25 protein-coding genes are annotated in these 25,266 nt (G+C 63.0%); 15 read left to right on the top strand and 10 right to left on the bottom strand.

The window, feature by feature from the left end:
- Positions 1–12: 12 nt before the first annotated feature.
- Positions 13–1,455, bottom strand: a complete 1,443-nt coding sequence (gene sthA, locus MNBBLIKP_RS10025; RefSeq protein WP_088310140.1) for a Si-specific NAD(P)(+) transhydrogenase — start codon at positions 1,453–1,455, stop codon at positions 13–15.
- A gap of 155 nt (positions 1,456–1,610) precedes the next feature.
- On the opposite strand from sthA, the gene MNBBLIKP_RS10020 reads away from it, so the two are divergent.
- From MNBBLIKP_RS10020 to MNBBLIKP_RS09985, 8 genes are all read left to right on the top strand, one after another.
- Positions 1,611–3,509, top strand: a complete 1,899-nt coding sequence (locus MNBBLIKP_RS10020; protein ID WP_254912996.1) for a DUF3604 domain-containing protein — start codon at positions 1,611–1,613, stop codon at positions 3,507–3,509.
- 29 nt (positions 3,510–3,538) lie between these two features.
- Positions 3,539–5,434: a DUF3604 domain-containing protein gene (locus tag MNBBLIKP_RS10015; protein ID WP_088310048.1), complete on the top strand. Its 1,896-nt coding sequence runs from the start codon at positions 3,539–3,541 to the stop codon at positions 5,432–5,434.
- 141 nt (positions 5,435–5,575) lie between these two features.
- Positions 5,576–6,409 carry a peptidyl-prolyl cis-trans isomerase gene (locus MNBBLIKP_RS10010; RefSeq protein ID WP_088310047.1) on the top strand — a complete coding sequence of 278 codons (834 nt, stop codon included), beginning with the start codon at positions 5,576–5,578 and terminating at the stop codon, positions 6,407–6,409.
- Positions 6,406–7,389, top strand: a complete 984-nt coding sequence (locus MNBBLIKP_RS10005; RefSeq protein ID WP_088310045.1) for a HupE/UreJ family protein — start codon at positions 6,406–6,408, stop codon at positions 7,387–7,389. The genes MNBBLIKP_RS10010 and MNBBLIKP_RS10005 overlap by 4 nt, the downstream gene beginning before the upstream one ends.
- Before the next feature lie 49 nt (positions 7,390–7,438).
- A complete protein-coding gene (locus MNBBLIKP_RS10000; protein ID WP_088310043.1) occupies positions 7,439–8,245 on the top strand; it encodes a crotonase/enoyl-CoA hydratase family protein in 807 nt (268 codons plus the stop codon).
- Between the two features lie 57 nt (positions 8,246–8,302).
- Positions 8,303–9,574, top strand: coding sequence for a 3,4-dihydroxy-2-butanone-4-phosphate synthase (gene ribB / locus MNBBLIKP_RS09995; protein WP_088310041.1), 1,272 nt, complete (start codon positions 8,303–8,305; stop codon positions 9,572–9,574).
- 1 nt (position 9,575) lies between these two features.
- Positions 9,576–9,995, top strand: coding sequence for a 6,7-dimethyl-8-ribityllumazine synthase (gene ribH / locus MNBBLIKP_RS09990; RefSeq protein ID WP_088310039.1), 420 nt, complete (start codon positions 9,576–9,578; stop codon positions 9,993–9,995).
- Complete coding sequence (locus MNBBLIKP_RS09985) at positions 9,992–10,912, top strand: aldo/keto reductase (RefSeq protein ID WP_088310037.1); 921 nt, start codon at positions 9,992–9,994, stop codon at positions 10,910–10,912. Before ribH ends, MNBBLIKP_RS09985 begins: the two co-directional genes overlap by 4 nt.
- Before the next feature lie 54 nt (positions 10,913–10,966).
- On the opposite strand, the gene MNBBLIKP_RS09980 is transcribed toward MNBBLIKP_RS09985, so the two are convergent.
- The 4 genes from MNBBLIKP_RS09980 to MNBBLIKP_RS09965 form a co-directional block, all read right to left on the bottom strand.
- The gene (locus MNBBLIKP_RS09980; RefSeq protein ID WP_088310035.1) at positions 10,967–11,488 is read right to left on the bottom strand and encodes a DUF1254 domain-containing protein; all 522 of its coding nucleotides are present in this window, start codon (positions 11,486–11,488) and stop codon (positions 10,967–10,969) included.
- Positions 11,485–12,081 (bottom strand): DUF1214 domain-containing protein, encoded by a 597-nt coding sequence (locus MNBBLIKP_RS09975; protein WP_217896677.1) that lies wholly within the window; start codon positions 12,079–12,081, stop codon positions 11,485–11,487. The genes MNBBLIKP_RS09980 and MNBBLIKP_RS09975 overlap by 4 nt, the downstream gene beginning before the upstream one ends.
- A 482-nt stretch (positions 12,082–12,563) precedes the next feature.
- Positions 12,564–13,646 carry a hypothetical protein gene (locus tag MNBBLIKP_RS09970; protein WP_088310033.1) on the bottom strand — a complete coding sequence of 361 codons (1,083 nt, stop codon included), beginning with the start codon at positions 13,644–13,646 and terminating at the stop codon, positions 12,564–12,566.
- Between the two features lie 5 nt (positions 13,647–13,651).
- Complete coding sequence (locus MNBBLIKP_RS09965) at positions 13,652–14,725, bottom strand: aminoglycoside phosphotransferase family protein (protein WP_088310031.1); 1,074 nt, start codon at positions 14,723–14,725, stop codon at positions 13,652–13,654.
- 253 nt (positions 14,726–14,978) lie between these two features.
- Here MNBBLIKP_RS09965 and MNBBLIKP_RS18050 point away from each other — a divergent pair, with 253 nt between their 5' ends.
- Together MNBBLIKP_RS18050 and MNBBLIKP_RS09960 are read left to right on the top strand one after the other, a co-directional pair.
- On the top strand, positions 14,979–15,143 hold the full coding sequence (locus tag MNBBLIKP_RS18050; protein WP_176399732.1) for a hypothetical protein: 165 nt from the start codon (positions 14,979–14,981) through the stop codon (positions 15,141–15,143).
- A gap of 161 nt (positions 15,144–15,304) precedes the next feature.
- Complete coding sequence (locus MNBBLIKP_RS09960) at positions 15,305–15,829, top strand: MarR family transcriptional regulator (protein ID WP_140420576.1); 525 nt, start codon at positions 15,305–15,307, stop codon at positions 15,827–15,829.
- Here the strand turns inward: MNBBLIKP_RS09960 and eno are convergent.
- Entirely contained in the window at positions 15,826–17,112 is a 1,287-nt protein-coding gene (gene eno, locus MNBBLIKP_RS09955; RefSeq protein ID WP_088310027.1) for a phosphopyruvate hydratase, read from the bottom strand. The genes MNBBLIKP_RS09960 and eno overlap by 4 nt on opposite strands.
- A gap of 158 nt (positions 17,113–17,270) precedes the next feature.
- Here eno and MNBBLIKP_RS09950 point away from each other — a divergent pair, with 158 nt between their 5' ends.
- The 5 genes from MNBBLIKP_RS09950 to MNBBLIKP_RS09930 all read left to right on the top strand — a co-directional run bounded on the left by MNBBLIKP_RS09950 (position 17,271) and on the right by MNBBLIKP_RS09930 (position 19,402).
- Entirely contained in the window at positions 17,271–17,849 is a 579-nt protein-coding gene (locus tag MNBBLIKP_RS09950) for a hypothetical protein (protein ID WP_254912995.1), read from the top strand.
- 31 nt (positions 17,850–17,880) lie between these two features.
- Positions 17,881–18,270, top strand: coding sequence for a phage holin family protein (locus tag MNBBLIKP_RS09945; RefSeq protein ID WP_088310023.1), 390 nt, complete (start codon positions 17,881–17,883; stop codon positions 18,268–18,270).
- The gene (locus MNBBLIKP_RS09940; protein WP_088310022.1) at positions 18,267–18,614 is read left to right on the top strand and encodes a hypothetical protein; all 348 of its coding nucleotides are present in this window, start codon (positions 18,267–18,269) and stop codon (positions 18,612–18,614) included. The genes MNBBLIKP_RS09945 and MNBBLIKP_RS09940 overlap by 4 nt, the downstream gene beginning before the upstream one ends.
- The gene (locus MNBBLIKP_RS09935; protein WP_140420575.1) at positions 18,611–19,084 is read left to right on the top strand and encodes a hypothetical protein; all 474 of its coding nucleotides are present in this window, start codon (positions 18,611–18,613) and stop codon (positions 19,082–19,084) included. Before MNBBLIKP_RS09940 ends, MNBBLIKP_RS09935 begins: the two co-directional genes overlap by 4 nt.
- Before the next feature lie 90 nt (positions 19,085–19,174).
- Entirely contained in the window at positions 19,175–19,402 is a 228-nt protein-coding gene (locus MNBBLIKP_RS09930) for a DUF4170 domain-containing protein (protein ID WP_088310018.1), read from the top strand.
- Positions 19,403–19,555: 153 nt separating this feature from the next.
- Here MNBBLIKP_RS09930 and greA read toward each other — a convergent pair whose 3' ends face one another.
- The 4 genes from greA to carA all read right to left on the bottom strand — a co-directional run bounded on the left by greA (position 19,556) and on the right by carA (position 25,128).
- Positions 19,556–20,032, bottom strand: a complete 477-nt coding sequence (gene greA / locus MNBBLIKP_RS09925) for a transcription elongation factor GreA (RefSeq protein ID WP_088310016.1) — start codon at positions 20,030–20,032, stop codon at positions 19,556–19,558.
- A 104-nt stretch (positions 20,033–20,136) separates the two neighbouring features.
- On the bottom strand, positions 20,137–23,460 hold the full coding sequence (gene carB / locus MNBBLIKP_RS09920; protein WP_088310014.1) for a carbamoyl-phosphate synthase large subunit: 3,324 nt from the start codon (positions 23,458–23,460) through the stop codon (positions 20,137–20,139).
- Between the two features lie 20 nt (positions 23,461–23,480).
- Positions 23,481–23,966: a hypothetical protein gene (locus MNBBLIKP_RS09915; protein WP_140420574.1), complete on the bottom strand. Its 486-nt coding sequence runs from the start codon at positions 23,964–23,966 to the stop codon at positions 23,481–23,483.
- Positions 23,944–25,128: a glutamine-hydrolyzing carbamoyl-phosphate synthase small subunit gene (gene carA / locus MNBBLIKP_RS09910; RefSeq protein WP_088310010.1), complete on the bottom strand. Its 1,185-nt coding sequence runs from the start codon at positions 25,126–25,128 to the stop codon at positions 23,944–23,946. Before carA ends, MNBBLIKP_RS09915 begins: the two co-directional genes overlap by 23 nt.
- Between the last annotated feature and the right edge of the window lie 138 nt (positions 25,129–25,266).

The following is a 25,266-nucleotide window of genomic DNA, read 5'->3' as shown; positions in this document are numbered from 1 at the left end:
GCCCTTGCCCGATCAGGCGCTGGCCCGCCCCCGGAACGCGATCACCGCTCCGTCGCGGTGGCGCAAGCGGTTCCACGCATCGAGTGCGGCCACCTTGTAGCCTTCGGCCAGGGTGGGATAGTTGAAGCTGTTGTCGATGAAGTAATCGATCGTCCCGCCCAGTTCGATCACCGCCTGGCCGATATGGACCAGTTCGGTCGCGCCTTCGCCAATGATGTGGACGCCCAGCAGGCGGCGGGTGGTGATGTCGAACACCAGTTTGAGGATCCCGGCCTCCACCCCCATGATGTGCCCGCGCGACGTTTCGCGGAACCGGGCAATGCCGCATTCCACCGCCGTGCCGCGCCGCCGCGCCTCGTCCTCGGTCAGGCCGACGCTGGACAGTTCGGGCACGGCATAGATCCCGATTGGAAAGTTCGATCCGCCTTTCGGCAGGGGCTGGTCAAACGCATGGCAAGCCGCCGCGCGGCCCTGTTCCATCGAGGTCGAGGCAAGGCTTGGCCAGCCGATCACGTCGCCCGCAGCATAGATGTGCGAGACCTGGGTCTGGAACGTGCCGGGATCGACCTTGATCCGCCCGCGCTCATCCGTTTCGATCCCCGCCGCGCCCAGCTCCAGGCTATCGGTCGCGCCGCGCCGCCCGGCGGTGAACAGCACCATCTCGCTGCGCAGCTCGCGCCCGTCGGACAGCACGCAGACCGGACAGCCATCGTCGCCGAATTCCACCCGGTCGACATCGCACGACAGCCGCAGCGCCATGCCCTGATCCCGCAAGTGGTAGACGAAGTGATCGACCAGTTCCTGATCCATGAATTCCAGCAGCCGCGCGCGCGGTTCGACCAGGGTCACCGGCACGTCGAGCGCGGAAAAAATCGTGGCATATTCCAGCCCGATCACCCCCGCCCCGACCACAGTCAGACTGCGCGGCACGCGGGGATTGAGGATGAACTGGTCGCTGTCGAGCACCCGCTCCCCATCAAACGGAATCCCTTCTGGCCGGTAAGGTTCGGTCCCGACCGCGATCAGGATCCGCTCCGCCTCGACCACTTCTTCCGCCACGCGACCTTCGGCAGTCTGGCGGATCGAGAGCTTGTTGGGGCCAATAAAGCGCCCCGCCCCCACGATCGTGCGAACTCCGTTGCGAGCGAACTGATGTTCCAGCACCTCGATCTCGTGGGTCAGGGTCTTGCCCAGCCGGTTGGTCAGGTCGCTGGAATCGATGTCGCGTTTGACCCGGTAGGACCGGCCATAGAACCCGCGTTCGCGCCAGCCTGACAGGTTCAGCGCGGTTTCGCGCAGGGTCTTGCTGGGGATCGTCCCGGTGTGGACCGATACTCCGCCCACGCGCTCGCGGTTGTCCACCACCAGCACGCTCTTGCCCAGCTTGGCCGCCTGCACCGCCGCGCGGCGACCGGCCGGGCCGCTGCCCAGCACTACGAAATCGAACTTCGCCATCGGTTCCCCTTCCTGATCGGCACGGGCAAAGGACGGCGCGGGGCGGGAAAAGTTCAGTTCTTCCGGCAAAGTTACAATTGTGTCAGTTGACGCGCGCCACCGGCATGGCATGGTGACGCATTGCGAACAAAAACGCATTTGGGGATGAGGAGGGAATGATGCGAGGCAAGACGCTGCTGGCGGCCATGCTGCTGACGGGAACCATGCTGACGGCAGGCTGCGATCAGGCCGAACGGACGCTGTTTGGCAAGCAAAGCGAAGCCGATATCAAGCAGACCGCCTATCCCGAACGGGTCTATTGGGGCGATACCCACCTGCACACCGCCAATTCGGTCGATGCCTTCGGATTCGGCAACCGGCTTGCCCCGGAAGAAGCGCTGCGGTTCGCCCAGGGTCAGGAAGTGACCAGCACCAATGGTCTCAAAGCCAAACTGGATCGCCCGCTGGACTTCCTGGTTATTTCTGACCACGCCGAAGGACTGGGATCAACCAAGGCGCTGTATGACGCCCCGCGCATGATGATTTCTGATCCCCAGATGCTGCGCTGGTACGACATGATGCACAAGGGGCCCGCCCAGTCGGTGGTTGCCATGGGTGAAATCCTGAAGGCCCGCGGCAATGGCACGATGCCGGCCGCGCTCAACGATCCGGTCAAAGGCAAGGAACGCACCGCCAAGATCTGGCGGGGTCACATCGACACGGTGGAAAAATACAACCACCCCGGCAAGTTCACCGCCTTCCTGGGGTTTGAATATACCCTGATGCAGGGCGGCAACAACCTGCACCGCAACGTCATTTTCCGTGATGGCGGCGACAAGGTGGGGCAGATCGAACCGCTCGATCCGACCACCGAACTGTGGCCGGACAAGCTCTATGACTACATGGATGCCTATGAGCAGAAGACCGGCGGCAAAGTGCTGGCGATCCCGCACAACAGCAACCTGTCCAACGGCCTGATGTTCATGCTGACCGAACCCAACGGCGGCCCGCTGACCGCCGCCAGCGCAAAGCGCCGGGCCGCACGGGAACCGATTGTCGAAATAACTCAGATCAAGGGTGATAGCGAAGCCCACCCCTTCCTGTCTCCCAACGATGAATTTTCCGGTTACGGAACTGCCGGTTGGGACAAGAACAACCTGCTTGGCACCCAGCCGACCAAGCCGGGCGACTATGCCGGCAGCTATGTCCGCGAAGCCCTCAAGCGCGGCATGCAGATCGAGGCGAAGACCGGCGAAAACCCCTATAAATTCGGCCTGATCGGATCGACCGATTCCCACACCAGCCTGGCCACGGGGGATGACAACAACTTCTTCGGCAAGCACGCCGGGGTTGAACCCAACAACCACCGCGCCAAGGACGATTTCGTCCCCGGGGCGAACAGCGGCAAGATGAACTGGCAGTCGCTCGCCAGCGGCTATGCGGCAGTCTGGGCCACGGCCAACACCCGCAGCGCGCTGTGGGACGCACTCCAACGGCGCGAAGTCTATGCTACCACCGGCCCGCGCATGGTGGTGCGCTTCTTTGCAGGATGGGACTTTACCTCCGCCGATCTTTCGGGCGATTGGGTCAAGGCCGGTTATACCCGCGGCGTGCCGATGGGTGGGCAGCTGGCTGCCAAGGCCGGAGCCAAACCAAGCTTCCTGATTTCCGCATTGAAGGATCCGATCGGCGCCAACCTGGACCGCGTGCAAGTGGTCAAGGGCTGGGTCGACAAGGCCGGGCAGAGCCATGAAAAGGTATTCGACGTGGTCTGGTCCAACGCCGATACCCGCAAACAGGCAGGCGGCAAGCTGGCCCCGGTGGGAGATACGGTGGATACGGCCACGGCCACTTACCAGAACACCATCGGCGCCCCCACGCTGACCACGGTCTGGACCGATCCGGAATTCGATCCCACCGCCCGCGCGTTCTATTACCTGCGCGTCCTGGAAATCCCCACCCCGACCTGGGTCGCTTACGACATGGTCCGGTTCAAAGTGGCGCTTGGTGCGGAAATCCCGCTGAAGCAGCAGGAACGCGCCTATACCTCGCCGATCTGGTTCACGCCAAGCTGAAGCCGGGATAAACAGGGAGCATAATGGCAATGAGCAAGACGAAATGGACAGCTGCCCTGCTGCTGGGCAGTGCGATGATGCTGTCGGGCTGCGAACAGGCGCGGACCGTGCTGTTCGGAAAGGTCAGCGAAGCAGACATCAAGCTGGCGGACTATCCAGACCGGGTCTATTGGGGTGATACCCACCTGCACACAGCCAATTCGCCCGATGCCTTCGGGTTTGGCGCGCGGCTCTCGCCCGAAGATGCGCTACGCTTTGCCCAGGGGCAGCAGGTCACCTCCTCCACCGGGATCAAGGCCAAGCTTGATCGACCGCTCGATTTCCTGGTCGTGGCCGATCACTCCGACGGGCTGGGTTCGATGCTGGACCTGTTCAACGCCCCGCGCCTGATGATCACCGAACCGCTGATGCTGCGCTGGTATGACATGATGCACGCCGGCAAGGCCGAAAGCCAAAAGGCCGTGGCGGAAATCATCGATGCCAAGGCGAACAACACCTTGCCGCCATCGCTGATCAATCCCGATGGCAATGCCAAGCGGATCAGTTCCACCTGGAACAAGTACATCAATACCGTTGATCGCTATAACGCGCCGGGCCGGTTTACGGCCCTGTTCGGGTTCGAATATACTTTGATGCAGGGCGGTAACAATCTGCATCGCAACATTATTTTCCGCGATGGCGCAGACACAGTGCGCAAGGTGTTCCCGATCGATTCGTTCGGCCAGACGTCCCCTGACAAGCTGTGGGACTATATGGACGCCTATGAAAAAGACACTGGCGGCAAAGTGCTGGCGATCCCGCACAATTCGAACATGTCGAACGGGCAGATGTTCATGCTGACCGAGCCGAACGGCGGGCCGATGAGCGCAGCTTATGCCAAGCGCCGCGCGGCGCATGAACCGGTGGTGGAAATTACCCAGATCAAAGGTGACAGCGAAGCTCATCCCTTCATGTCGCCGAACGATGAATTTGCTGGCTATGGCACAGCGGGTTGGGAACTCGGCAATCTGATGATGACCGAAAAGACCACGCCCGAAATGCAGACTGGCAGCTATGTCCGCGAAGCGTTGAAGCGGGGCCTGCTGATCGAAGCGAAGACGGGCGAGAACCCGTACAAGTTCGGCGTGATCGGATCGACCGACAGTCACACCGGCCTCGCCACCGCCGATGAGGACAACTATTTCGGCAAGCATTCCAATGTCGAACCACGTCCCGGCCGGACGATGGAACCGCAGAACCTGGGGACCCGTCAGGGACGGTTCGGCTGGAACTACCTCGCCAGCGGCTATGCTGCGGTCTGGGCCAAGGCCAATACCCGCAGCGCGATCTGGGACGCGATGCAACGGCGCGAGGTTTACGCCACCACCGGCCCGCGCATGACTGTGCGCTTCTTTGGCGGCTGGGCCTTCAAGGACAGCGACCTCAAAGGCGATTGGGTGCGGCAGGCCTATGCCCACGGGGTGCCGATGGGCGGGCAGCTCGATGCCGCGCCGGGCGGGCGGCCAAGCTTTCTGATTTCGGCGCTGAAGGACCCGATCGGCGCCAACCTTGACCGCGTGCAAGTGGTCAAGGGCTGGGTCGATGCGGCCGGAAACAGCCATGAAAAGGTGTTCGACGTGGTCTGGTCCAATGCCGATACGCGCAAGCTGGCGGGCGGCAAGCTGACCCCGGTGGGCGATACGGTAAACACTGACGATGCCACCTATCAGAACACCATCGGCGCGCCCGCGCTGACCACGGTTTGGGCCGATCCGGAATTCAACGCGGGACAGCGCGCCTTCTATTACCTGCGCGTGCTGGAAATCCCGACCCCGACCTGGGTTAATTTCGACAAGGTGCGCTTCAAGCTGCAACTGGGGCCGGAAGTGCCGCTCAAAGGCCAGGAACGCGCCTATACCTCGCCGATCTGGTACAACCCGGGGTGAACCAGCTCTGTTCGTTCCAATGGAATTGCAACTAACCCACCCGTTCGTCTCGAGCGAAGTCGAGGCACCTCAGTGTCAGGTGTCTCGACTTCGCTCGACACGAACGGGGCAAGAGTTTGATATGACTCGGGAAGGACACACGTGAACTGGCGTAATGGCGCGGCACATCTGCTGCGCGAACCGATCGTGCATTTCCTGATCGCAGGAGCGCTGGTGTTTGCGCTGATGTCTGGCCGTGCGCCGGATCTGGGCGAACGGCGGATCGTGGTCAACGAAGCGCTGGTTTCGCGGTTGGCAAATCGCTGGACCGAAAGTTTTCGCCGTGCGCCCAGCCAAGAGGAACTGGACGGGCTGATCGCCGAATATGTCCGCGATCAGGTCTATTACCGCGAGGCGCTGAGCCTCGGCCTCGATCAGGATGACGAGGTGGTGATGCGGCGGATGCGCAACAAGATGCTGGCGCTGGCCACCAGCGATGTCGAAGCCGCGACCCCCAGCGATGCAGAGCTGCAAAAGCTGATCGACAAGGACCCGGCGCGCTATGCGGCAGAGGTAACCTACAGCTTTGACCAGCTCTATCTTGGCGCAGAAAGCCCTGCCGCGCGGGCCAAGGCGGCAGAGGCGCTGAAGCTGCTGCAGGCCGGACAATCCGCTGACCGCTTTGCCCAGCCCGCGCCGATCCCGTCAAACTATAGCCAGAACGCAGCGAGCGACGTGGCGGCGGTGTTCGGCGGCCCGTTTGCCGATAGCCTGCTCGGCCTGCCGCTGGGGCAATGGACCGGGCCGGTTTCATCTGGGCTGGGCCTGCACGTGGTTCGCGTCGCGGCGCGCTCAAACCCGGCCAGGCCCGAACTGGAAAAAGTGCGCCAGCAGGTCACCAATGACTGGCACAACTCTGCCCGCCAGCGCGCCGAGGAAGCGGCCTATCGCAAGGTGCTGGCCAATTACGACGTGGTGATCGAGCAGCCGAAATGAACTTGCGTGCCGTCTTGCTGCTGCTGGCCCTGCTGCTGCTGGGCAGCGCCCCCGCCCGCGCGGACGAACTGCGCCCTGGCTATCTGGAACTGACCCAGCAGGACGCGCAGCACTGGAAGATGGTGTGGAAAGCCCCGATCCTGGGCGGCGTTGCCACCCGTGCGCGGCCCGCTATGCCGAAGTTCTGCACGCTGACCCCCGGCAACACCCGGCTTGACGGCGGTTCGGTGATCGCCACCGGCCTGTTCACCTGCCGCGGACCGATTGAAGGCCAGCAAGTCGGTCTGGCCGGGCTGGAGAGCGGCTATACCGACGCCCTGCTGCGCGTTGCCCCTTTGGGCCGACCGGTTCAGGCCGAGCGGCTGACGCAGGACCGGCCGATGATCACCGTCACCGCCAAGCAGGGCCGCTGGCAGGTCGCGCAGACCTATCTGGTGCTGGGGGTGGAACATATCCTGGCCGGTTACGATCACTTGCTGTTCGTGGTCGCGCTGGTGCTGCTGCTCGGCAACCTTTGGGTGGTGGTGCGCGCGGCGACGGCCTTTACCGTGGCGCATTCGATTACCCTGATCGGATCAACGCTCGGCCTGATCGGCCTTGCCCAGGCCCCGGTCGAAGCCTTGATCGCGCTGTCGATCATATTTCTCGCAGTGGAAATCGTGAAGCAGCAACCCGGCGCGCCGCGCCTGTCCGAGCGGATTCCATGGGTGGTCGCGTTCCTGTTTGGGCTGCTCCACGGTTTCGGTTTCGCCGGGGCCCTGCGCGAGATTGGCTTGCCTGAAAGCGACGTGCCGATGGCGCTGTTTACCTTCAACGTCGGGGTTGAACTCGGCCAGCTGGTGATCGTTGCCGTGTGCCTGGCGGTGCTCGCCGCGCTGCGCCGGTTTGCCCCAGCCCGCCAGCGTCTGGCGGTGGTCACCGCGACCTATGCCATCGGGATCACCGCCAGCTTCTGGTTCCTCCAACGCCTGTTGCCTTGACCCGCAGCTTGGCCTTATGGGCCATGCCATAGGATAAGGATTTTGCCCCATGGATAGCCCCGTTCTGTACGAAGCCGATGCTCAGGGCATTGTCACAATCACGCTCAACCGCCCGGAAATGCGCAATCCGATTTCGGACCACGAAGTCGTCCAGGCCCTGCTTGCCGCGCTTGACCGGCTGGAGCACGATGCCAGCGCCAGGGTGGCGATCCTGACGGGGGCGGGCAAGGCGTTTTCATCGGGCGGGAATATCAACGCGATGAAGCCAGGCGGCGGCGGGCTTAACGCCGGGCTGCCGGCCCGCACGCGCGGCAATTACAAGCGCGGAATCCAGCTCCTCCCACTCGCCTTCGCGGCGCTGGAAGTGCCGGTGATCGCGGCGGTCAACGGCCCGGCGATCGGCGCGGGGCTGGATCTGACCTGCATGTGCGACCTGCGCATCGCGGGCGAAAGCGCCAAGTTCGCGGAGAGCTTCGTCAAGCTGGGGATCATCCCCGGCGATGGCGGGGCCTGGTTGCTGCAGCGCGTGATCGGCTTTTCCAAAGCGGCGGAAATGTCGCTGACCGGGGACACGATTGGCGCCGCCGAAGCGCTCGCCTGCGGGCTGGTCAGCAAGGTCGTGCCAGATACCGAACTGATGGACGCCGCCCGCGCGCTTGCCGCCAAAGTCGCTGCCAACCCGCCGTTTGCGGTGCGGATGACCAAGCGCTTGCTGTGGGAAGCGCGCCGCAGTGATCTGGCCACCGTGCTCGAAATGTCCGCCGCGATGCAGGCCGTGGCCCACGCCACGCAGGACCACAACGAAGCGGTCGACGCCTTCCTGGAAAAGCGCACCCCGGTATTCAAGGGGGATTGAATCACATTGCAATGTGATGTCCCTTGAAATCACACTCTAGTGTGATATTCCCGAGTCATGAGCACCAACATCATCGAAAAGGTCCGCCGTCTCGTTACCGATGGCGGCATGTCGCGGGCAGGATTGGCGCGGGCAGCCGGGCTGCACGCCAACACTCTGCGCGATTGCACCGAGGACGGCTGGAACCCCACCGCCGATACTTTGCGCAAGCTGGAAATGTTCCTGTGGGACAGCGATGAGGCCCCGGTTCTGGTCGGGATCGAGGAGATCATCGAGGAAGCCCGCAACGGCCGGATGTTCATCCTGGTCGATGACGAGGACCGCGAGAACGAGGGCGATCTGGTGATCCCCGCGCAGATGGCCACCCCCGATGCAGTCAACTTCATGGCGACTTATGGCCGCGGGCTGATCTGCCTGACCCTGACCCAGCAGCGCACCGAGCAGCTGGGGCTGGAACTGATGAGCCGGATGAACGGCACCCGCCACGAAACCGCCTTCACCGTATCAATCGAAGCGCGCGAAGGGGTGACCACCGGGATTTCCGCCGGAGACCGCGCCCGCACCGTTGCCGTGGCGATCGATGCCGGCAAGACCCGCGACGATATTGTCACCCCCGGCCACGTTTTCCCGCTGATCGCGCGCGATGGCGGGGTGCTGGTCCGCGCCGGGCATACCGAGGCTTCGGTCGATATTTCGCGGCTGGCCGGGCTCAACCCTTCGGGCGTGATCTGCGAGATCATGAACGAGGACGGGACCATGGCCCGGATGGACGATCTGGTCCCCTTCGCGCGCCGCCACGGGTTGAAAATGGGCACGATCCGCGACCTGATCGAATACCGCCGCAAGCACGACCATCTGGTCGAATGCGTGTCGCAGGCCCCGTTTACCTCAGATTACGGCGGGGACTGGATCGCCAAGACCTATCGCAACAAGGTTGACGGCACCGTCCACATCGCGCTGCAAAAGGGCCATGTCGTGCCCGGCGAACCCACCTTGGTGCGGATGCACGGGATCTCGATCTTTTCCGACGTGCTGGGCCAACCCGGCCCGCGCAAACGGGTGCTGCAGCGCGCCATGGCCGAGATTGGCAAGGCCGGCACAGGCGTGATCGTGTTGCTGATGCCGACCACGCCGGGCGAGCTCAGCGCCGAAGTCGGCGGCCGCGACGGTCCGGCGATGGACTTGCGCAGCTACGGCCTGGGCGCACAGATCCTGACTGATCTTGGCGTGCACGACATGATCCTGCTCACCAATTCCCACCGCAACATCGTCGCCATCGAAGGCCACGGCATCAACATTGTCGGCGAACGGCCGATCCCGGAGAACTGACATGGCGAAATTCCTGATCGTTGAAGCGCGTTTCTATGACCATCTCAACGACATGCTGGTCGCGGGCGCTTCGGCCGCTCTGAAAGCCGCGGGCCACCAGGTCGAAGTCCTCACCGTCCCCGGCGCGCTGGAAGTGCCCGGCGCGATCGCGCTGGCGGAACAGAGCGGCGCCTATGACGGCTTCGTCGGGATCGGCGTGGTGATCCGGGGCGAAACCTATCACTTCGAAATCGTCGCAGGCGAAAGCGCGCGCGGGATCATGGCGCTGACCATGGACGGCATGCCGATCGGCAACGGCATCCTGACAGTCGAGAATGAGGAGCAAGCCCTGGTCCGCGCCGACCCGCAGCAGAAAGACAAGGGCGGTGAAGCGGCCAAGGCAGCGATGGCGCTGCTGGCGCTGAAGGAGAAGTTTGCATGACTCATCCAGCGATCGCCGGCCTCCCCCTCGTCCTCGGCGGCAACGTGTTCGGCATGACTGCCGATCAGGATGCCAGCTTTGCCGTACTCGACGCCTTTTACGCTGCAGGCGGGCGGATGATCGATACGGCGGACGTCTATTCGGCCTGGGTGCCCGGCCACAAGGGCGGCGAGAGCGAGACGATGCTGGGCAAATGGTTTGCCGCCAGCGGCAAGCGCGCCGACATGAAGCTCCACACCAAGACCGGGATGCTGGGCGGCAAGGAACTGTATGAACCGGCCCGCGTGCTGGCCTCGCTCGATGCCTCACTTGAGCGGATGCAGACCGACTATGTCGACCTCTATTACGCGCACCGCGATTACGAGGAACTGGCGATGGCAGACATTGTCGCGGCGTTTGGCGGAGCGGCAAAGACCGGCAAAGTGCGTGCGCTCGGCGCGTCGAACTTCAACGCCGCGCGGCTGACCGAGGCGCTCGCTGCGGCTGATGCGCAAGGCGTGATGGCGTTCAGCGTGCTGCAGAACGAATATAACCTGGTCGCGCGGGCGGCCTATGGGCCTGACCTGCAAGCGCTGTGCACCTCGCGCGGGATCGCCATGTTGCCGTTCTTCGGCCTCGCCTCGGGCTTCCTGACCGGCAAGTATCGGACCGAGGCGGATCTGGGCAAATCAATGCGCGGCGCGCGGATGGGCGATCTCCTGACCAAAGGCGCGCCGATGCTGGCGGTGATGGACGATGTGGTCCGCGAAACCGGTGCCACCCACGCGCAGATCGCGCTCGCCTGGCTGCGGGTGCAGCCGGGGATCGGCGCACCGATCGCCAGTGCGACCTCGGCCGGGCAACTGCGCGAACTGGCAGGAGCAGCCGATCTGGTACTGACAGAGGAGCAGCTCGCGCGCCTTTCCGCCGCCGGATGAGCCAGACTGCGGCGCTGCTGATGCTGACATCAGCGGCGCGCCGATCGCCTTGCGTCAGAGCGGCGCGCAGCTGTCCGCGCGGCGGGCCTGGTCGACCTTTGCGAACAGTTCCGCGCTGGGGGCAAGCCGCCGGTCAAGGATCACCCCACGGGTCGAAGGTGAGATCACCACCGATACGCCGGGCGGGGTCTTTTGCCCGGCCTTGGCCAGCACAAAGCTGATCCCTTGCGGGAACTGGAGTGAATCGAACACCCCGACGTTGTCAGTCCGCGCATCAAACACCGAGAGCGAGACATAGCCATTATCCGGGCTGGGCGCGGCACTGACCCGGATCGGCCCCTGCGACAGGTCATAGACGCAGTTCGAATAGGCCAGGTCGGGCGACGGCCGCACGACAGTGCGCGAATGCGAAGTTGTGCGCGGCCCAAAACTGAACTGGTTGAGCCGTTTACCTCCGTCCGACATCTTGTTCAGCGCCACATGCATGATCGCCCGCGGCGCGGCGATGATCGTGCCGACATGCCCCGCCGCAACCGCCACGGCAAAGGCCAGCGCATATTTGACCGAGCGGTTCATGCCGCACCTCCGCAATTGAGTTTGGTGACCTTGGGCAGCGGGATCGTGCCGAAATCTTCCTGCGCCGCCTTGGTCGGGTTATAGAGCCGCAGCGTAAGAGTGTAGTCACCCGCCTTGTTGCTTGACGCCCAAGGCAGCCCCGGTTCCGGCTTGCTGGCAACCAGTGCGCTCCATTGCGCCCGTGCATCCGGCTTCACTTCGGTCGCGTCGAACGAGAGGGCATCATCTTCGTTTTGAGGCAGATAATCGTCGTCGGCATAGACCGTTACTGACCACCACCGCGCCGGCAAGGCCCCGCCCGAAACGCGGTAGCGGCAACGCTCGCTCAGCCGGGCGCCGCTGTCATCGGTCTGGGTGGTGAAGTAGATCGCCTGGCTTTTGTTGAGCGCCAGCAGCCCGGTTAGCGCCACTCGCGCGCGGGTCCAGGGATCGGCATCGACCGAGCCGGTCACTGCATTGCCGTGCCAGCCGGTGCTCCCAGCCCCGCGCAGTCCGCCGCGCTTCATCGAGTGAACGGCGGAACCGGCACCTATCGCCAGACCCAGCAACAGGACGAGCGCCAACTTCCAGCGCGACAGGGGTTGATCAGCCAAGATCCATGTACTCCTTCAGGCCAAAGGGCTGGTACGGCCCGATGATCAGTTGTTCGAACACGCCGAATCCTTCACCGTGCTTGTCACTGTGACCTTGCATGGCAGCTGGACGTGGTAGTTGTCCATCGATCCCGGATCGCATTGCATCAGGTCAAAAACTTCATGCTCAATCGCCCAATCGCCAGCGAGCCGTGATACTGGCCGGGTTTCGGTAAAACGGCGGGCCGGCGCGGCCCTGCGCAGGGGGGAATGAAACCGGATCAACTTTCCTACAGGCCCCGAATCTGCGATAAGGCGGGTTGCTCTTTGACAGTCTGAATATCCCCGCACCCCGCCACCAGCGCCTCCGCGCCGGATTTGGTTCCCGAAAACACACATGTGTCACCTTATTTGGCATAAGACGTTGATATAAAACCGGAATAAGGCCGGACAACCTGTCACCCTGTTGTCCGCCTGTCCGCCCGGCCTCACCCGGCCCGAATTCACGCCAAGTCCATGAATTCCTTGAATCCATAGGGCTTATACGGCCCGATAATCAGCTGTTCGAACACGCCGAAGCCCTCGCCATGCTTGTCACTTGTCACCTTGCAGGGCAGCTGGACGTGGTAATTGTCCATCGAGCCCGGATTGCACTGCTCCAGCCCGAAATCCTCGCGCTCCATCGCCAGCGGGCCGTGGTACTGGCCGTGGCCCCATTTGGGATGGGTATAGCCGATCCCGCGCATCTGGAACCGGCCGAGCGGCTGAAGCGTCAACACCTCCGGCCCGTCCGGCCCATCGATGGTCAACACGCCGTTTTCCGGCCAGCGCGTGCCCTTGGCCATGGGTGATGTCATCTCGCCTTCGGTATCGAAATGGGCATCGGCCCCGGCGCCATCCGCCGCGATCACTGCCCGGGTGTTCCACTTGTTGCCCTTGGCATCGGCATTGACGTGGAAGAACACCGAACGGTCGGCAAAGTTGATCGGTGTCCATTGCCAGAAAAAGCCGGGCACCACCCCGTGCCCGTGCGGCTGCTGGTCACTCGCCCCAACGGGCCGCACCCCCCAACTGCGGTCGCGCGTGCCGGACGTGCCGGGCGCGCAGTCCTGCCGCTCGCCGTCAACCTCGATCCAGCCCTCGTAATGGCCGTTCTGGGTGAGGCGCGTGTAATCCATGAAAGTGCGCGGCCCGATCCGGTGGATGAAGCGCGGCTCCTCGATCGGAAAGGCGCGGCCGGTGAAGGTCAGGTCGGCCTTCAGCCCCTCGCCATCCACCGTAACGCGCAGTTTCTGCAGCGGTTCCAGCACTTCGATCCGCACTGGCCCGACTTGCAGATCCAGCCGCTCCATGTTGAGTTCGCGGCTGGCATGCAGGTTATACTGCACCCCGTCCCGGATCGTGCTGAAATGGGCATCTGCCACGTTGAGATGCGGATAGATCCCGAATGCGACGGCGAAAAACCCCGAACCGTCCGGGGCATAGCCGTTGAAGAAATAGCGATCGTAAAAATTCCGGTCGGTCCCGGCATATGCCACCGGCTCAGGCGTTTGATGCAGCGGAAAGTCGTCACCCTTGGTCAGCATCGGTCTTATCCTTTGAGTTTGCCAAGGCTGCCATGCTGCAACGCCAAAGCGCAGCCGCCACGGGCCATGGACAGGAAGTTCTCGTCCCCGCGCGGCGTCCGCTCGACATAGGCCGCACTGAACACGGCGGTCGAAATGCCGTGGATTGCACCGACCAGGTAATGGTCCCACACCGCATCGCGGCTGAGCGGCACCCCGCGCGCGGTCATTTCGGCGCAGTAGAGGCCCAGCAGTTCGTCCTCGTACTCCCGCCGAAGGGCATCGCCGATCCCGGTGCCAAGAAAATAGCCGATGTCGGTCAGCGGATTGCCCACCGCGACGGTCTGCCAATCGAGCACCGCGACGGGTTCGGCCCCGCTCTTGATGTCGAACAGCAGGTTATCGAGCCGGAAATCGCCATGCAGGATCGCCTTTGGCCCGCCTTCGCGCCCGAACCACAGCTCACGGTTGTCGTTAAGCTCCTCGCAGATCGCCATGAATTCCGGCTCAAGGCTGTCACCATACCGCTCGCGGAAGATCACCTGGGCGTTGCCGTAGAGCGCCTTGATCTGATCGGCTTGCCCCGGCACCGGTTGCAGCCACGGCAGATCGGTCAGCGCCGCATTGCCCCAGCTGGGCGCATGGATCGCGGCAGCCTGGCGGATCGCCGCGCGAGCGTCTTCGGCGGAGCAGCTGGCGAGCTGGTTGCCGCCGCGCGCCGGGCCGAGATCCTCGAAGATCAGGACGAAATCGACCCCGTCCGGTGCGATCTCCGCCGCGATCACCCCGGGCACACGGACATCAAGCTGCGGCGCAACCTCGCGGTAAAAGCCGACTTCCTTGGCGTAGAGCCCGAACGCCGCCGCCGTCCCCCGGCTGGTCTGGTCCGCCGCCGGGAACTTGCCCGCAAGCGTGGCCGGGCCCCGGCCCGCGCGGTCATACTGCAAGGTCAGCCGCGCCGAATCGCCAACTTGCCCAGTGCCGATCGCCTGCCAGGAGAACCCGATAACCCGCTCATCGTCGATTTGCCCCGCCGCGCGCAGCCGCCCGGTCAGCCAGTCAACCTCGATCATGTCCGGATGCGTCGGAATTCCGCTCATCTCTGCCCTCGCCCAGGATTATTTAAGCGAACGATTAAACCACCGGGCCGAAGCTGGCAAGCCAGGCAAAATGAGGCGAGGTAGGCCATTCCCGGTCGTTTCCGCCACGTTCCGCAGCACGGTTTCAGAGTCGCGCTTGTCTCAAAGCGGGTCACCCCCCGCAAACGGGGCACGGCACAGCCTTTGAGCCCTTTCTGTGATATTTATCACATGCTACGCGATTCAACAGAAATCGAACACACGGATCGCTGAAGTGAACACTGCCATCATCGAACGCTTGCTCGCCTGTCTGGTCGAGCTGGATGCGCAAGGCGAAAACATCGCCGCAGCGCACCTTGACGCGACAATTCATGAATTGCTGCAACAAAATTCATCGAATAAAAATACCTTCAAAATGAATGTAACTCCTCAAGAATAGTCCAATTTGAACTAACTATGGTGAATTACGTATCTACCGGTCAACAATCTGATTAAGATCAATCCTGATAACGCAATTGTCACGGGCGCATTCGGAAAGATCGTGGAAATAAGGGAATACCCTGATTTCACGGTCGATCACCTATGTATTATCAGGCGGTCATGGCAAAACCGGAGGCGTACCAGAACATTGGAATCGAGGCGGGCAAGCTGATTAGCCTGGCAGAAGAACTGCAACTCATTGCAGAAGCCCTGTTACCCCAAGCCTCGTTGACGAAGACCGACCCCGCGCTTGCCGAGCTTTCCGATTACACCCGGTTAGTCTCTGAAACCCAAACAGAATTTGTGGACCTGGCCCGCGCCATCTATCGCAGCCGCCGCGCCCGCTCCCGCGCTTTCAATGACGATGCCCTGTTCGGTGAACCGGCATGGGACATGCTGCTTGACCTGTTCATTGCCGAGGCAGACGGTAAGCAGCTTTCAATCACAGCCGCCTGCATCGGCGCTGCAGTTCCCAACAGCACGGCGCTGCGCTGGCTGGTGATCCTTGAGGGACGCGGGCTTGTTCGGCGCGAGGATGACCCCCGCGACGCGCGCCGGGTCTTCCTCCACCTCACCAGCGAGGGCTACGCCAAGATGGCGTGCTATTTCCAGCAGTTACGGCGCGAAGGTTCCCCCGGCGGTTAGCCCGCCAACCGCCCGAACGCCCCGGCCCCAGCATAATGCGCCGCGTCGCCCAGCTCTTCCTCGATCCGGATCAGCTGGTTGTACTTGGCGAGCCGGTCCGAACGCGCGAGGCTGCCAGTCTTGATCTGGCCGCAGTTGGTAGCGACTGCCAGGTCGGCAATGGTCGCATCTTCGGTTTCGCCCGACCGGTGTGACATGACCGCGGTGTAGCCATTGCGATTGGCGATGGAGACCGCGTCCAGCGTTTCAGACAGCGAACCGATCTGGTTGACCTTGACCAGCAGCGAATTGGCCAGGCCCTTGGCGATGCCCATTTCCAGCCGCTTGGGGTTGGTCACGAACAGATCGTCACCAACCAGCTGGACCTTGTGCCCGATCTTGTCGGTCAGCGCTTTCCAGCCTTCGAAATCGTCTTCGCCCATGCCGTCCTCGATCGACACGATCGGGTAGGCCGCAGCCAGGTCCGCCAGGTAGTCCGCCATCTGCACCGGGCTGAGTGACAGCCCTTCGCCGCTGATCTCGTACTTGCCGTTCTTGAAGAATTCAGTCGCCGCGCAGTCCAGTGCCAGCTTGATGTCGGTCCCGGCCTTGAAGCCGGCTTTCTCGATCGATTCCATCACGAAATCGAGCGCGGCACGGGTGCTCGACAGGTTGGGCGCAAAGCCGCCTTCATCGCCCACTGCAGTCGCCAACCCCTTATCATGCAGGCCCTTTTTCAGGGTGTGGAACACTTCCGCACCCCAGCGCACGGCTTCGGCAATCGACGAGGCGCCGACCGGCATGATCATGAATTCCTGGAAGTCGATCGGGTTGTCAGCATGCTCGCCGCCATTGATGATGTTCATCATCGGCACCGGCAGGACATGCGCGGAAACCCCGCCAATATAGCTGTAGAGCGGCAGCCCGCGCGCGTTCGCGGCGGCCTTGGCCACGGCGAGCGAAGTGCCAAGGATCGCGTTGGCGCCCAGACGGCCCTTGTTCTCGGTCCCGTCGATCGCGATCATGGTCAGGTCAATGTCGCGCTGGTCTTCGGCGTCGAGTCCGATCAGTTCCTCACGCAGTTCCTCGTTCACGGCGGCAACCGCCTTGAGTACACCCTTGCCGAGGTAACGGGACTTGTCGCCATCGCGCAGTTCAACAGCTTCGTGCGCACCTGTCGACGCGCCAGAGGGCACGGCGGCGCGGCCAAAGCTGCCGTCTTCCAACAGCACATCGACTTCGACGGTGGGGTTACCCCGGCTGTCGAGGATTTCACGGGCGTGGATGTCAATGATTGCGGTCATGGCGGGTTAAGCTCCTGCATGCATTTGCGTGGGCTCCCTTAGCAGCGACAAGACCTCTGGCAAGTTGCAATGCAGCATGACAAGACCTTGCACGCGGACTATTGTGTCACCACATGAACTTCAGGCCCGATCGTCCGGGCACAGAAAGGGCAGTTACAATGGCCAAGTCACCCGCCGCCACCGCCAAGACCACCACCGCAGCCAAGAAGCCCGCCGCGAAGAAGGCCGCGCCCAAGGCAGCAACAGCCGCCGCACCCAAGGCCGATCCCAAGGCAAAGTTCGCAAAGGCAATCGAAGATGCCCGCGCTGGCGCCCAATCACTCGCCACGCAGGCGCAGGACAAGGCAGAGGCCTATAAAGAACAGTTCGCCGCCAAAAGTGGGGATTGGGCCGCCGACGCCAAGGATATTGCCGCACAGGCCAAGGACCGCGCGGCCGAACTGGCCCATGAAGGCAAGGCCAAGACCAGCGATGCGATTGCCACTTTGGGCAAGGTCGTGGCTGACAGCGCCGGGACGATCGATGAAAAGCTGGGCGCCAAGTATGGCGATTATGCCCGCACCGCTGCCCGTTCGATGCAGGAAACTGCCGCCAAGATCGAAGCCAAGGATCTGAACGAACTGGGTGAAGATGCCAAGCAATTCGTGCGCAAGAGCCCGGGCCTGGCAATTGGGCTGGCGGCTGTTGCAGGTTTTCTGCTGTCCCGCCTGTTCAAGGGTGGATCGTCGGAAGATTGACGCCAGACCACAGGACTGCTGACTGCAGCCCATGACCGAACCGGAACCGCCCCTGATCAAGGATTCTCCTGCTGACGCTGCCGAGCGTTCGCTGGTGGAAGATCTGCGACAACTGGCCAGTGACGGCCGGACCTTGCTGGAAGCGGAACTCGCCTACCAGAAAAGCCGCGCGGCGGTTGCCGGTCAGGGAGCCAAGGCGATTGCTGGCTGGGGAACGCTGGCGCTGGTTCTGGTGATGTTTGCGCTGATGGCGCTGACGTTCGGCCTGGTGCTGGGGCTGGCATCCATGTTCGGCCCGTGGTGGGCCACGCTGATCTCGGTGCTGTTGCTCCTGCTTGCGGCGGGACTATCGGGATTGATTGCCGCCCGGCGCTGGTCGGCAATGTCCCGGCAGCTTTCAGATACGGTTGAAGGCCCGTGACCGGCCCCGGACAACGCCTTGCTGAAGATCGCGCCCTTCGCAATGCAGCGCGCGCGGTTCACGATGCCAATCTGGCGCAGGTGAAGGCCGATCTGGCCGCACGCGGAGTAGGTGGCCGCATCGTGGCCAAGGCCAAGGGTGATGCGCTGGAGCTGGCTGGCGAGGCGCTGTCCGTGGCCAGGGAAAGCAAAGGCATTATCGCGGGAACCCTGGGCGCATTGACGTTATGGTTTCTTCGCGGCCACGTAACCTCGCTGGCCCGGCGCCTGTTCGGGCAAGCCGGGGTTCAGGATGCCACAGTTAATGCCCCCGACGAGGACCCCAGTGAGGAGCAGCAAGCGTGAGCGAGGCAGAGCAACGGCGTGATCGGATTCGCGGTAAAGTGGCTGCATCCCAGGCCCGCCTGCAACGGGACAGTGAAGCATTGCCGACCGCGCCCCCGCGCCAAAGTTTTCCTGATGCCTATCCGCCCGAAGATTACCGCAGCCTGGCCGCTGAATACCCCTGGCTGACGATCGCCGCGGGCGTGGGCGCAGGCCTGCTGCTTGGGGCGGTGCTTCCCAAGGGAGCGGGCGGAAAACTTGGCAAGCGCGCATTGACCGCCGCCTCACTCGCCGCGGAATTCGGTCTGGTCCTTTCCCGCAAGGCTGGCGACACCGCCAGCGAAAGTGGCCGCGAGGGCCTGCGCCGGGTGGGCGAAGCTACGGCTCCGCTGCGCCAGCGCGCCAGCCGAAGTGGGTCAGCCGCGCGTTCTGCCGGTCTCACCCTGGCCCGCGAAGCGCTTAAGATCGCGACCAGACAGCGCGGAAAATAGCACTTTCAAATAGGTGCGGAGCCGTTCCGAACTTGCGAATTTATCGCAATCTGCCTATGGGCCGCGCTTCTCTTTCTCCCGGGAAGCATCATGAGCGATCAGAAACTCCACCTTGTCATGGGCGGGCGGGTCAAGGATCCGCAGGGCCTTGAATTTGCCGATCTTTCGAAAATCGAACTGGTTGGGGTCTATCCCGACTACGCCCAGGCCGAAGAAGCCTGGCGTGACCGTGCGCAGCGCACGGTGGACGATGCCGAAATGAAATTTGTGGTGGTGCACCTGCACCGCCTGCTCCAGCCGGACATGCTGAAGCGCTAGGATTCCGTTGTAGGCGGCGGACTGCGACAAGCGAGCCATTAACGGGCGTCGGGCTTGTCAAAAATATCAATAGGACTGGCCTGAGCGGGTCGGGAATTCAGCCCGGCCTGCCCGGTCTGAGTATGCTCAAGGCCCCGGCGCGAGCCGTTCCGCTTAGATGAATTCGATCTTCTCGACCGCGTAAAACCGGTCGCCAGCCGGCACCGAAACTTCAACCTCGTCGCCCACGACGCGGCCAATCAGTGCGCGGCCCAATGGCGAATTGTAGCTGATCCGGCCAACTTTGGCATCGGCCTCATACGGCCCAACGATCTGATACCGGACCGGCTTTTCATCATCATCCAACAAGGTCACGGTTGCCCCGAAGATGATTTTCTCACCCGAAAGCGTGGTCGGATCAACGATCTGCGCACGGCTAACCTTGTCTTCCAGATCCGCGATCGACATTTCGACCTGGCCCTGGCGTTCCTTTGCGGCGTGGTACTCGGCATTTTCAGACAAGTCGCCATGAGCGCGCGCTTCCTCGATCGCATCAACGATCTTCGGCCGCTCCTCACGCAGCGCTTTCAGCTCGGCGATCAGCCTTTCATAGCCATCCGCCAGCATCGGCAACTTTTCGACGCTTGCCATGTCCGCACATTCCTCCTTGGGCTCCCCCAGCGACTACTGCGCCGCCCCGTGCCAACCAAGGCGCGGGTTCGGGCTATCGCGATATGGTGGGGAAGCGCGATTTCCTAACTATAATAGGCCTGCAACGAGCGCACTTCAAGTTTCGCGCCGCGCAAAGCCGCAATTGCTTCGACTGCAGCGACCGAAGCGGCCGCCGTGGTGAAGTAAGGCACCCGCCCGGTCAGCGCCGATGCGCGGATCGATTGCGAATCCTTCAGGCTCTGCCAGCCCTCGGTGGTGTTGAAAATCAGCGCGACATCGCCGTCGATGATCTTGTCCACGATGTGCGGTCGCCCTTCGGCCACCTTGTTGACCAGCACCACCGGCACCCCGGCTTCGGCCAGATAGCGCTGGGTTCCGCCCGTTGCGATCAGGCTGAAGCCCAGTTCGACCAGCTTCTTCACCGCCGGGAGCACCACCGGCTTGTCGCTGTCCTTGACCGAGACGAACACTACCCCGCCCTGCGGCAGGACAGTCCCCGCGCCGAGCTGGCTCTTGGCAAAGGCCATGGCAAAAGTATCATCGATTCCCATGACTTCGCCCGTGCTCTTCATCTCGGGACTGAGCACCGGATCGACCCCGGGGAAGCGCGCAAAGGGGAATACGGCTTCCTTGACCGCCATGTAATCGAACTTGCGCTTGAACGGCGGGAACGTGCTCAGCTTTTCGCCCGCCATCACCCGCGCCGCAATCTTGGCGACCGGCTGGCCGATTGCCTTGGCGACGAACGGTACGGTGCGGCTGGCGCGCGGGTTGACTTCGATCAGATAGACGTCCTCGCCTTTGACCGCGAACTGGATGTTCATCAGCCCCTTCACGCCCAGCGCAAGCGCCAGCGCTTCGGCCTGACGTTCCATCTCGTCGATGATCGATTGGTCCAGGCTGTAGGGCGGCAGGGTGCAGGCCGAATCGCCGGAGTGAATCCCGGCTTCCTCGATGTGCTGCATCACGCCCGCGACCACCACTTGCTCACCATCACACAGGGCATCGACATCGCATTCGATCGCATCGCGCAGATACTGATCTATCAGCACCGGCGAATCGCCCGAAACCTGCACCGCGGTGGCGATGTAATCATCAAGCTGCGCTTCGCTGTCGACGATTTCCATCGCCCGCCCGCCGAGGACATAGGAGGGGCGCATCAGCACCGGATAGCCGATCCGGCCCGCCACCGCCGCCGCTTCATCGCGGCTGCGGGCGATGCCGTTAAGCGGCTGTTTGAGGCCCAGCTTGTTGACCAGCGCAGCAAACCGTTCGCGGTCTTCGGCAAGGTCAATCGCGTCAGGCGAAGTGCCCAGGATCGGGATCCCGGCGTCTTCCAGCGCCTGCGCCAGTTTCAGTGGGGTCTGCCCGCCGAACTGCACGATCACGCCGACCAGTTCGCCGTTCTGCTGTTCGGTGCGCAGGATTTCCAGCACGTCCTCGCCGGTCAGCGGTTCGAAATAGAGCCGGTCGGAAGTATCATAATCGGTGCTGACCGTTTCCGGGTTGCAGTTGATCATGATCGTTTCATAGCCCGCCTCGTCCAGCGCAAAGCAGGCGTGGCAGCAGCAGTAATCGAATTCGATCCCCTGCCCGATCCGGTTCGGCCCGCCGCCCAGGATCACGATCTTGCGGCGGTCGGTCGGGGCAGATTCGCACTCCGGCTCTCCGAACAGGGGGCCTTCGTAGGTCGAATACATGTAAGGCGTGACCGCTTCGAATTCGGCGGCGCAGCTGTCGATCCGCTTGAACACGGGGCGGACCCCCAGACGGTGGCGCAGCGCGCGCACTTCGTCCTCGCTGGTGGCCCCGGCCATGGCGCGCAGGGCATCATGGAGCAAGCCCGAGCGGCGCGCGCTGGTTTCGCCCAGCCCGCCGGCCACATGGACCCCCCGCACTGCCAGAACGGCGAGACGCTTGTCCGAAAAGCCCATCGCCTTCAACCGCCGCAGCCCGGCCGCATCGTTCGGCAGGCCGTTCTCCATGATCGCGGTTTCTTCCGCGATGATCTCATTGATGTGGCGCAGGAACCACCTGTCGTAATGGGTGATGGCGTGGACCTCGTCCACGGTGAAGCCTTCGCGGAAGGCCTGACCGACGATCAGCAGGCGGTCCGGGGTCTGGCGTGAGAGAGCCGCGGTGATCTCGTCCCGCCCGGCCCCTTCCAGCGCCATGACGCGGTTGAACCCGTCAAGCCCGGTTTCGAGGCCCCGCAGCGCCTTCTGCATCGATTCCTTGAAGTTGCGCCCGATCGCCATGACTTCGCCCACCGATTTCATCGCGGTGGACAGCAGCGGTTCGGCGCCCTTGAACTTTTCAAAGGCGAAGCGCGGGATCTTGGTGACGACGTAGTCAATGCTGGGTTCAAAGCTCGCCGGGGTGGCCCCGGTGATCTCGTTGGTCAGCTCGTCCAGTGTATAGCCCACCGCCAGCTTGGCCGCGACGCGGGCGATCGGGAAGCCGGTGGCCTTGGAGGCGAGCGCCGAACTGCGCGACACGCGCGGGTTCATCTCGATCACGATCAGGCGGCCGTCGGCGGGATTGACCGCGAACTGCACGTTCGACCCGCCGGTTTCCACGCCAATCTCGCGGAGTACCGCGATCGATGCGTTGCGCATGATCTGGTATTCCTTGTCGGTCAGCGTCAGCGCCGGGGCGACGGTGATCGAATCCCCGGTGTGGACCCCCATCGGATCGACGTTTTCGATCGAGCAGATGATGATGCAGTTGTCGTGCCGGTCGCGCACGACTTCCATCTCATACTCTTTCCAGCCGAGCAGCGATTCTTCGATCAGCACTTCGGTGGTCGGGCTGGCATCGAGCCCGGTGCGGACGATGTGTTCAAATTCCGCCTTGTTATAGGCCACCCCGCCGCCGGTGCCGCCCAGGGTAAAGCTGGGGCGGATGATCGAGGGCAAGCCGGTGCGTTCGAGCACCGCGAACGCCTCGTCCACGGTGTGCGCCACGCCGCTGCGCGCGCTTTCCAGTCCGATCTTGTCCATCGCCTCGCGGAAGCGCTGGCGGTCTTCGGCCTTGTCGATCGCATCGGCATCGGCGCCGATCATCTTGACGCCGTACTTTTCGAGCGTGCCATCGTTGAACAGCGCCAGCGCGGTGTTGAGCGCGGTCTGCCCGCCCATGGTCGGCAGGACCGCGTCAGGCCGCTCCTTCTCGATGATGCGCGCGACAATTTCGGGCGTGATCGGCTCGATATAGGTCGCGTCGGCCATGTCCGGATCGGTCATGATCGTGGCGGGGTTGGAGTTGACCAGGACCACCCGGTACCCCTCCTCCTTCAGCGCCTTGATCGCCTGGGTGCCGGAATAGTCGAACTCGCACGCCTGCCCGATAATGATCGGGCCAGCGCCAATGACGAGGATCGAGGAGATGTCAGTGCGTTTGGGCATGGCTTATCAGCGTTCCGGTCTTAAAATCTTGAATATTGGACGGCTATCAAAGCCTGACCAATTGCGTTGCAGGTCTTGTAGAGCACCTGAATCGTCCCACGCTGTTCATAGTAGACGATAGTCAGAAGCGTATCGTCCTTCATGCTACGGAACTGGCGTACCCAATCAGAGCTGGCACCCGCTACCGGCGCAGGAAGTCCGTTTGCCTCGAAAGCGGTCCGCGCACGACTTTCAACTCGCAACAAATCCTGCTCGGGGGATTTGCTGAACTGGATAATGCAAGTGCCAGTCCCCTTGGTGGTAGGCACTTTTGCGACCAACTTGACGGTAGCGGCATCAGCGCTTGGCATCTTTTTGATACTGAGCTGGCCTTCCTTGGCGACGATCTGGTCGGGCCGACCATCGACCTTATATGTCGACTGAGCCTGTACACCAGACCACGCGCCAAGCAGCGCTGCCAAGCTAACCGCTAGAGACGCAAATTTACCGGGCATCAGATGTGCCATCCAACATCCCCACAAACCGCTCAAACAAGTAAAACGAGTCCATCGGCCCCGGCGATGCCTCAGGGTGATATTGCACCCCGAACGCCTTCTTGCCCGTCACCGAAATCCCGCAGTTCGAGCCATCGAACAGAGAGACATGCGTTTCCTCCACGCCGTCCGGCAGCGCCGAATTGTCCACCGCGAAGCCGTGGTTCATGCTGGTGATTTCGACTACGCCGTCTTCCAGCCGCTTGACCGGATGGTTCGCGCCGCGGTGGCCCTGGTGCATCTTGGTGGTCCTGGCCCCCGCCGCCAGCGCCAGCATCTGGTGGCCAAGGCAGATCCCGAACACCGGTACATCCTTGGCCAGCAGGCCCTGGATCACCGGCACGGCATAGGAGCCGGTCGCCGCCGGATCGCCCGGGCCGTTGGAGAGGAACACGCCGTCCGGCTCCAGCGCCATGACGCCATCAAGCGGGGTCTGCGCCGGCACCACTGTCACCCGCGCTCCGGCCTTGACCAGATTGCGGAAGATGTTGTCCTTTGCCCCGAAATCCATCGCGACCACGTGCGGGCGCGCATCGCGGGGGCTGCGGGCATAGCCCTTGCCCAGTGTCCACACGCCGCCTTCCCAGCTTTCAACCTCGTGCCGGCTGACCACGCGGGCAAGGTCCATCCCTTCCAGCCCCGGCCAGTCCGCTGCGCGCTTGATCAACGCGGGAATATCGAACTTGCCGCTGGGCGAATGGGCGATCACTGCGTTGGGCGCGCCGGATTGACGGATGCGGCGGGTCAGCGCGCGGGTGTCCACGCCCGACAGGCCGATCTTGCCAAGCTTGGCCAACCAGGCTCCAAATTCGCTGGCTGCGCGGAAATTGCTGGACCGGGTCACATCTTCGCGCACCACGCAGCCCACCGCGCCATCGACGTGACTTTCCAGATCTTCGTCATTCACGCCGACATTGCCGATGTGCGGGAAAGTGAAAGTCACCACCTGCCCGGCATAGCTGGGATCGGTCATCACTTCCTGATAGCCGGTCATCGCGGTGTTGAAGCAGACTTCGCCCACCGCCTCACCCTCAGCACCGAATCCGCGGCCCCAGGCCACGTGGCCATCGGCCAGCACAAGGACTCCCGTCGCGCCGGCAGGTTGCGGCGCGTGCGAGGTGGCGGCGTCAGCCATGGTAGGGGCGCTCCGTACAGTCGGTTCCAGCAATGTCGCTAAGGCACCGCCGCTAGAGGGGTGATCGGGCAGCGTCAACCTATGAAAGGCGGAATCTTTCGGGTAGAGCCAAGCTTTCCCCAACTGCAAACGTATTGA

It is taken from the genome of Novosphingobium sp. B 225 (assembly GCF_002198665.1).
GTDB lineage: Bacteria > Pseudomonadota > Alphaproteobacteria > Sphingomonadales > Sphingomonadaceae > Novosphingobium.
Note: the sequence above shows the minus strand (reverse complement) of the source record. Positions and strands in the feature narration are given on the sequence as shown.